The following is a 6,380-nucleotide window of genomic DNA, read 5'->3' as shown; positions in this document are numbered from 1 at the left end:
TTTGCGGATTGTCGCGGCGGGTGATGGCGACAAGCACCTTTTCCGAGACTTCGAGCACSGTGCCGCCGGCGGCAACCGTGCGCGCCGCSACCTTYTCGACCGCSGCATTGCCGCGCCCGGCCTTGGCGAASACMAGCGTCYTGATCKRCCAGCCSARRTCGAGCGCRTCGATGACCAGCTTCAGCCCCTCGGCCATGAAGGCGTTCTGCTGGTCGCGGAATTTCTTCAGCGCAAGCGCCTTTATGTCCTTGATCAGCGGATTGGCGAGGCTGGTGACTTCCTTCACCTGGCCGGGTGCGCCGACGTGCCGTTCGTTCATTCAGGACTCCGGGGCATTCAAGCCACCCAACGCGAAAACAGTGAGGTCGAAAGCGCCCTGCCGGCGGACTTTTCGCGGATGATCAACTCACCCGATTCAACCCTGCCGCCCATGCCGGCAAAAGTGTCGCGCATCAGAGCGTGGATGGCGAAGAAGGAGGCGCGGATCGAATAGGCGGTCAGCACCACGGCAAGCGGTTTCGGCGTCAGGATCGCCCGGCAAAGGTCGGTGAGCGCCGGTAGATCCTCGAACAATTGCCAGACCTCGCCCTTGGGGCCGCGGCCATAGGCCGGCGGGTCGAACAGGATGATGTCGTAGCGACTGCCGCGGCGCTCTTCGCGCTCGGCGAATTTCACCGCGTCGTCGACGATCCAGCGGATCGGCTTGCTGCCGAGCCCAGCCATCTCCTGGTTTTCGCGCGCCCAGCCGATCGCCTTCTTGGAGGCGTCGACATGGGTGACTTCGGCGCCCGCACGGGCCGCCACCAGCGAGGCGAGGCCGGTATAGCCGAACAGGTTGAGCACCTTGACCGGCCGCTTCGCCGCCGCGATCAGGCCGGCCATATGGTCCCAGTGCGAGGCCTGTTCGGGAAAGACGCCGACATGGCGAAACGAGGTGAAACGGCCGAGATAGTCGATGCCGTCATGCTTCATCGGCCAAGTTTCGCCGAGCGGCGTCTTCGGGAAACGCCAGCGGCCGATGCCCTCCTCGTCGGTGTCGCCGGTGAAGACGGCGTCGGCACGCTCCCAGTCCTTCGCCGGCAAGGCCTTCTGCCAGATCGCCTGGCCCTCGGGCCGCACGATGCGGTAGGGGCCGTATTGTTCGAGTTTTTCGCCGGCACCGCTGTCGAGCAGCGCGTAATCGGCGTTGGGCGCCACTTCCAGGATTATCGGAAGTTGCTCGGCGGGCAGCGTCCCTTCGCGGCGGGCGAGGATGCGCGGTGCGGATTTCGGTTCGCTGCGATCGTCGGTTCTGGTCTCAGGCCGCTCTCGCGGCTTGGCGTCCGGCCGCTCGCGCGGCTTGGCGTCCGGTCGTGCGGCGCCACGCGTCTCGTGCGGACGCACCTCTCCGCTTCCACCTTTCGCGGGCGGGCGGCTGTCGCGGCGTTTGTCGCGAAAAGACTTCAAGCAGGAGCATCTCCGAGCGGCGTGCCGCTTTTGGCATGAGGACAGCGGCGGTGCAACAAGCGATGGCCCGTAGGTCGATTGGCACAGAGTGGGAGGCCAGGCCTTCAAAGCCGTGCGGTGGTGTTGCGGCGTCGCACTTGGTTTTTTCGCACGCTTCGTTTATGAGGGCGCCATTGTTGTTTCTGGAATGGGAGCGAAAGATGACGAGCATCTTCACCGCGCACCCCTTGAGGGTTCCGGCGTAAGCCAGCATTTTGCTGCTGACGCCGGTCGAACGGATGCCTGACGGCGTCCGGTTTCTGACCTTTATCCAGAAGTGTTCTTATCATGGGCAATTTTATCGGAGGCCTCGGCCTCCCTTCGTCGTGCGTCGCGCCTGCCGCGCACATCCAGCATTGTTTTTCGCCGCAGACATGGATCGAAGGCGCGGCCCTTCAGCAACTGAAAACCGTCGCGGCCTTGCCCGGCGTCACTTCGGTCGCGGCCTTTCCGGACCTGCATCCCGGCAAATACGGCCCGACCGGCATTGCCGTGCTGTCGCAGCGGCTGCACCCGCAACTGATCGGCAACGACATTGGCTGCGGCATGTCGCTGTTCGAGCTCGATCTGCCGTTGCGTAAACTCAGGATCGACAAGGCTGTCGAATGCCTGCGCCGGATCGAAGCGGAAGATGTCGACCGGCATGCGGCGCTCGCTGCCTCGGGCTTGCCGACGGATCTCTATCCCGAAGCGCTGGGCACGATCGGCGGCGGCAACCATTTCTGCGAGCTGCAGGCGGTCGACCAGACCGATGCGGCCGGCGATGGCCTGTTCGACCGCCAGAAGCTTTATCTGCTGGTGCATTCCGGCTCGCGGGGACTTGGTGCTTTTGTCTTCGGGCAGATGCTCGACCTCCAGTCGGCGGTCACGGCCGGGCTCGATCCGGAGTCGGCGGAGGGCAGGAGCTGGCGTCGCCAGCATGACCTTTGCGTTACCTGGGCGTCGCTCAATCGCCGACTGATCGCCGATCGTGCGGCAAGCGCCTTGCGCAGCGAAGCGCGGCTGGTGGCCGATGTGCCGCACAACCTTGTCCGCGACCGGGCCGATGGTTTCGTCCATCACAAGGGCTCGGCCGCCGTGCGGGCGGGAGATTTGGCACCGATCGCCGGTTCACGCGCCAGCCTGAGCTATGTGGTGCGGGCGCTCGACGGGACGGGTCCGTCGCTGGGCGGCATTTCGCATGGCGCAGGCCGCAAATACGACCGTGCCACCATGCATGGCCGTGCCGGGCGCAACAGGTCGGAGCGCGATGCCTTGCTCAGAAATGCATGGGGCGGACAGTTGATCTGCGACGACCGCAACCTGGTCATCGAGGAAGCGGCTTCCGCCTACAAGGATGCCGGGCAAGTGGTGCAAGACCTTGCCGATGCCGGCCTGGTCGTGACGCTGGCGGCGATGAAACCGCTGGTGACCTACAAGAAGGCGATAGACGGCCCGCCCGACCGGACACGCAAGAAGCCATCTCGCGACCGTGTGGCAAGGAGGGCGGACCATGGCCGCGATTGACATGCTCGTCACCTCGGGCAACGGACCGGTCGAATGCCGCATCGCCTTGACGGCGCTTGTCGGGATCATCGAGAAGGAAGCCGGCCGGCTGGGCTGCGCCGTCGAGGTCGCGTTTGGCCACCAGCCGGACCGGCACGGCGCCAAATCCGCCTTGCTCAGTCTCGAGGGCCGCAACGCCGAAGCATTCGCGCAGGAGTATTGCGGCACCGTCAAGTTCGTCTTCAAGAGCCCGGTGCGTGCGGGCCACAAGCGGCAGAACTGGTTCGTCGGCGTGCAGGTGGTGGATCTGGCGCATGCCGTCGCCGTTTCGATCGCACCGTCCGATGTCCGTTTCGAAACCTTGCGGGCCGGTGGTCCCGGCGGACAGCACCAGAACACCACCGACAGCGCCGTGCGTGCGGTTCACTTGCCGACCGGCATTGTGGTGACGGCGCGCAACGAACGTTCGCAACACCGCAACAAGGCGATCGCGCTGCGCCGGCTGGAAGCGATGCTGCGGGTTCTTGCCGACCGAGAGGTTGAAATGTCGAAGACGCAGATGTTCGTGGCCAACAAGGCCCTGGAACGCGGCAACGAGGTCAAGGTGTTCCACCTTGACCTCTGAGCGAAGTGGCGCGGCGGTGTCGCTGGAGGGGAAGCCGTCCTGGCTTCCTGCCGCGCCCCTGCGGTTCTATCGTGGACTGGTCCCAAGTCCCGAGAATCATGTCCCGATCCGAACGCCTGCTCGACCTCATCCAGTGCCTGCGTCGGCATCGCCGGCCGGTGAGCGGACATGTGCTGGCCGATGAGCTTGGGATTTCGATCCGCACGCTCTACCGCGACATCGCCACGCTTCAGGGACAGGGCGCGCCGATCGAGGGCGAGGCGGGTCTGGGCTATGTGCTCARGCCCGGCTTCATGCTGCCGCCGCTGATGTTCAGCGATGAGGAGATCGAGGCCATCGTGCTCGGATCGCGTTGGGTCGCCAAGCAGCCGGACCAGCGCCTGTCGACCGCCGCCGCCAACGCGCTGGCCAAGATCGCAGCCGTGCTGCCGGATGATYTGCGTGAGGATCTSGATGCCTCGACGCTGCTGGTCGGGCCGCCGGCGCAAGCTATCGAGGGCATCGATCTCGGCGCGGTGCGGCAGGCCATCCGCAACGAACGCAAGCTCGGCTTCCTCTATCGCGACGCCGGCGGCGTGGCTTCGCAACGTATTGTCTGGCCGTTCGCGCTCGGCTTCTTCGACAAGGTGCGGGTGGTGGTGGCGTGGTGTGAGATGCGGCAGGATTTCCGGCATTTTCGCGCCGATCGCATATCCAGCCTCAACACCATCGATACGCGCTATCCGCGTCGCCGCCAGGTGCTGCTCAAGGAATGGCGGGCCACACTCGACAAGCCGCGGGGGTGATGACGGCTACTGCCAGAATCTGACAGTAGCGCAGCCTATATCCGGCACATCGAAACCCCTGGAGAGCCGATCATGACCACCCCGAATTTCGTTATCCTCTATGTCGACAAACCGCTTGAGAGCGGCGCCTTCTACAGCGCGCTGCTCGGGCGCGAGCCGGTCGAAAGTGCGCCGACCTTCGTGCTGTTCGTGCTCGACAACGGCTTCAAGCTCGGCCTCTGGTCGCGGCATACGGTCGAGCCGGTAGCGGCCGCGGCAGGTGGCGGTGCCGAGATCGTGTTTGCGCTGGCGACGCCTGACGCGGTCGATGCCACCCATGCCGACTGGTCGGGGCGCGGATTGAAGATCCTGCAGACGCCGACCGACATGGATTTCGGCCGCACCTTCGTTGCGCTTGACCCCGACAATCATCGTCTGCGTGTTTACTGGCTGTCCGATGGGGAACAGAAATGAGCGCGTACTGGATCGCGGTTGCGTCGGCGCAGCATGTCCGGCGTGGTCGGGCCGCCGGCTTCATGCAGGTCAACCACGGCAAGGCGGCGCCGCTGCGCCGCGTCAAACCTGGCGACGGCATCATCTATTATTCGCCGACCACGATTTTGGGCGACAAGGATGGCCTGCAGGCTTTCACCGCAATCGGCACCGTGCGGGAAGGCGAGCCTTATCAAGGCGACATGGGCGGCGGCTTCACGCCGTTTCGCCGCGACGTCGAGTGGGTAGCGGCTGAAGAAGCGCCGATCAAGCCATTGCTCGACCAGCTGGACTTCACTGCCGGCAAGTCGAACTGGGGATATCAGCTACGTTTCGGCCTGTTCGAAATCACCGATCACGATTTTCGCCTGATCGCCGACGCGATGGGGGCCGCGAAGAAGCTTGCAGAGGCTACGGCTTGAGCGCCTTGTAGACGGCGATGCCGGCGGCAAGGTCCTCAAGTGCCGCGCCGACCGATTTGAACAGCGTGATCTCGGTGGGACTCTGGCGGCCCTGTTTCTCGCCGCGCGCCAGTTCGTGCAGGTCGGCGACGATGGCTTCCGGCTTCAGCACGCCCGACGCAAGCGGGATGACGATGTCGCCGGCCTCCTTGGTGGCGCCGGCGCGGGTGTCGACATAGACGCTGGCGCGCGCGATCGCATCGTCGTCGCTTTCGCGCATGGTCGGCGTGAAACCACCGACCATGTCGACATGGGCCCCCGGCTTCAGCAGCGCGCCCTTGATCAGCGGCGTGGTGGTGATCGTCGCCGAGGAGACGATGTCGGCCTCACCAAGTTCGGCATCGAGATCGCTTGCAGCACTTGCCGCGAAACCATCGGCGCGCAGATCGGCCGCGACCTTTTCGGCATTGGCCGGGGTGCGGTTCCAGATGCGGATGGTTTTGATCGGCCGCACCGCCGAATGTGCTTTGGCGAGGAAGGGCGACAGCGCGCCGGCGCCGACCACCAGCAGCCGCGAAGCATCGTCGCGGGCGAGGTAGGACGCCGCCAGCGCTGAAGCGCAGGCCGTGCGCCACTGGGTCAGGCGCTGGCCGTCGATCAGGGCTTCCGGTTCGCCGGTGCTGCCATTGAGCAAGAGATAGAGCCCCATCACCGCCGGCTTGCCGATGGCGTTGTTGTCGGGTGAGACAGTGACGATCTTGACGCCGATATAGCCGCCGGAAGATGTACCGGCAGCGTTGAAATCAGTCCATGCCGGCATCAGCAGCAAGGTCGAGGCCGCACCATCGGGCCGTTCGACTGCGTGATGATGCCTGACGGGCTGCACGGCACCGTCGCGGAAAGCCGTGCGCAGCGTCTCGACCAGTCCAGGAAAGGTCAGCGCATGATCGACCTCGGCGGCCGAAATGGTCAGCATGAAAAGCTCCGTGGAAAGAAAGCCGCCGGCCGGCGGCTCAGTTTGTCGGCTTCGGCAATGCGGACCCCTGGGCCGACCCCTGGACCGGTCCCTGCGGTGCCGAGGGCGCGCGGCTGACCGCCTGGCGCAGGTTTTCGGCCTCGACGCCGCGC

Annotated in this window: 8 protein-coding genes and 1 pseudogene; 5 read left to right on the top strand and 4 right to left on the bottom strand. The window is 65.2% G+C overall.

The annotated features are described in order from the left end of the window. A partial coding sequence (locus AC1DX0_RS28890) for an RNA methyltransferase substrate-binding domain-containing protein (RefSeq protein WP_477357817.1) occupies nucleotides 1–319 on the bottom strand: 319 nt, incomplete at its 3' end. Between the two features lie 17 nt (nucleotides 320–336). Beyond that, nucleotides 337–1,446 (bottom strand): RsmD family RNA methyltransferase, encoded by a 1,110-nt coding sequence (locus AC1DX0_RS28885; RefSeq protein WP_477220160.1) that lies wholly within the window; start codon nucleotides 1,444–1,446, stop codon nucleotides 337–339. 327 nt (nucleotides 1,447–1,773) lie between these two features. Here AC1DX0_RS28885 and AC1DX0_RS28880 point away from each other — a divergent pair, with 327 nt between their 5' ends. The 5 genes from AC1DX0_RS28880 to AC1DX0_RS28860 all read left to right on the top strand — a co-directional run bounded on the left by AC1DX0_RS28880 (nucleotide 1,774) and on the right by AC1DX0_RS28860 (nucleotide 5,273). Then, the gene (locus AC1DX0_RS28880; RefSeq protein ID WP_477220159.1) at nucleotides 1,774–2,991 is read left to right on the top strand and encodes an RNA ligase RtcB family protein; all 1,218 of its coding nucleotides are present in this window, start codon (nucleotides 1,774–1,776) and stop codon (nucleotides 2,989–2,991) included. Further along, complete coding sequence (gene prfH, locus AC1DX0_RS28875; protein WP_477220158.1) at nucleotides 2,978–3,595, top strand: peptide chain release factor H; 618 nt, start codon at nucleotides 2,978–2,980, stop codon at nucleotides 3,593–3,595. Before AC1DX0_RS28880 ends, prfH begins: the two co-directional genes overlap by 14 nt. Nucleotides 3,596–3,693: 98 nt before the next feature. After that, entirely contained in the window at nucleotides 3,694–4,380 is a 687-nt protein-coding gene (locus AC1DX0_RS28870; protein ID WP_477357814.1) for a helix-turn-helix transcriptional regulator, read from the top strand. A gap of 72 nt (nucleotides 4,381–4,452) precedes the next feature. Next, nucleotides 4,453–4,833: a VOC family protein gene (locus tag AC1DX0_RS28865; protein ID WP_477220156.1), complete on the top strand. Its 381-nt coding sequence runs from the start codon at nucleotides 4,453–4,455 to the stop codon at nucleotides 4,831–4,833. Beyond that, nucleotides 4,830–5,273 (top strand): EVE domain-containing protein, encoded by a 444-nt coding sequence (locus AC1DX0_RS28860; protein ID WP_477220155.1) that lies wholly within the window; start codon nucleotides 4,830–4,832, stop codon nucleotides 5,271–5,273. Before AC1DX0_RS28865 ends, AC1DX0_RS28860 begins: the two co-directional genes overlap by 4 nt. Here AC1DX0_RS28860 and lhpI read toward each other — a convergent pair. Beyond that, the gene (gene lhpI / locus AC1DX0_RS28855; RefSeq protein WP_477220154.1) at nucleotides 5,263–6,228 is read right to left on the bottom strand and encodes a bifunctional Delta(1)-pyrroline-2-carboxylate/Delta(1)-piperideine-2-carboxylate reductase; all 966 of its coding nucleotides are present in this window, start codon (nucleotides 6,226–6,228) and stop codon (nucleotides 5,263–5,265) included. The two genes, AC1DX0_RS28860 and lhpI, sit on opposite strands and share 11 nt — an antisense overlap. 37 nt (nucleotides 6,229–6,265) lie before the next feature. Beyond that, nucleotides 6,266–6,380: pseudogene (locus tag AC1DX0_RS28850) on the bottom strand (DUF1049 domain-containing protein); the annotation flags it as partial.

Source organism: Mesorhizobium sp. P3_A9 (genome assembly GCF_056402975.1).
The sequence above is the reverse complement of the archived record's forward strand: the minus strand, read 5'-3'. Positions and strand labels throughout refer to the sequence as shown.